The following is a 1058-nucleotide window of genomic DNA, read 5'->3' as shown; positions in this document are numbered from 1 at the left end:
GTGGTTGTTATTTCCCATGATCCATCAGCCTTATGAACATAGATTATCGCTGAGCAATCGCCACCGGCGGTGACCAGATGGCGGCCATCGACACTCAGGTTGGCTGAGTTTACGAATTCCTTTTCGTTAATAGTCATATTGTCAATTCAGCCAATTTCAGCACCAATTGCCGCCATGTAGTTACCGCCAGTTCCGATCACACAGCGCAAATCCATAGCCTGGAGGCTGATGGATCGTGGAAAAAAGCAGCTGTCATTTTCCATAAAAACTGTGTCAACTCAGCCAGCTTCAGTCCTGATAGCCGTCGTGTGGTGACTGCAAGTGACGACAACACTGCGAAAATCTATGTCCACAAGGACGATGGGGCATGGGAACCAGAAGACACCCTTAGCCATACTCACTGTGTCAACTCAGCCAACTTCAGTCCCGATGGCCGCTATGTGGCCACTGCCAGTAAGGATGGTTCGGTAAGAATTTACAAGAAAGCCAATGGATCATGGAAACAAAAAGCCATCTTTTTCCATAGGTACGGATTCGAGGCTTTCTCAGCCACTTTCAGCCCTGACGGCCGCCACCTGGTGACAACCAGCGGTGAAGGAACGGCGAAACTCATTGGTCAGATGGCCGATGGATCATGGTCAGAAAAAGCCAGTGTTTCCCATAATGGCTGGATCTACTCAGCCACCTTCAGCGCCGATGGTCGTTATGTGGTAACCGCCTCCAACGACAAATCGGTGAAGATCACTGAACTACGAAGCAACCATTCATTACTTGCTGTCACTGAGTAATGCCATTTTGAGTGCGCTAAAAGGCAGAAATTCTGTTTGTTGCCCTTAGCAACATTTTTTGAACTTTCATTCAAAAACCGACTCTAACTCTTCGGTATCGACATTGACTGTCCTCACTGATCGAAGATAAATAACTACTTTGGAGCATTCAGGGATGCATGGAATAGATAATAACTCCTGCATTGCACAATCAGACACTCTACCCATCAGGCAAGCTCAACCGGAGACTGCATCATCTTGTGTCAGTGCCGGTCGATCCGTCGCTGTTCC

Annotated in this window: 1 protein-coding gene; it reads left to right on the top strand. The window is 47.9% G+C overall.

The window, feature by feature from the left end; genetic code table 11:
• The first annotated feature begins 137 nt into the window (after positions 1-137).
• Positions 138-788: a WD40 repeat domain-containing protein gene (locus tag KDK16_RS07875; RefSeq protein ID WP_373690948.1), complete on the top strand. Its 651-nt coding sequence runs from the start codon at positions 138-140 to the stop codon at positions 786-788.
• The last annotated feature ends 270 nt before the right edge of the window (positions 789-1058 follow it).

The sequence above is a fragment of the Endozoicomonas sp. SESOKO4 genome, from assembly GCF_024606275.1.
This window is presented reverse-complemented; position numbering and strand designations above follow the sequence as displayed.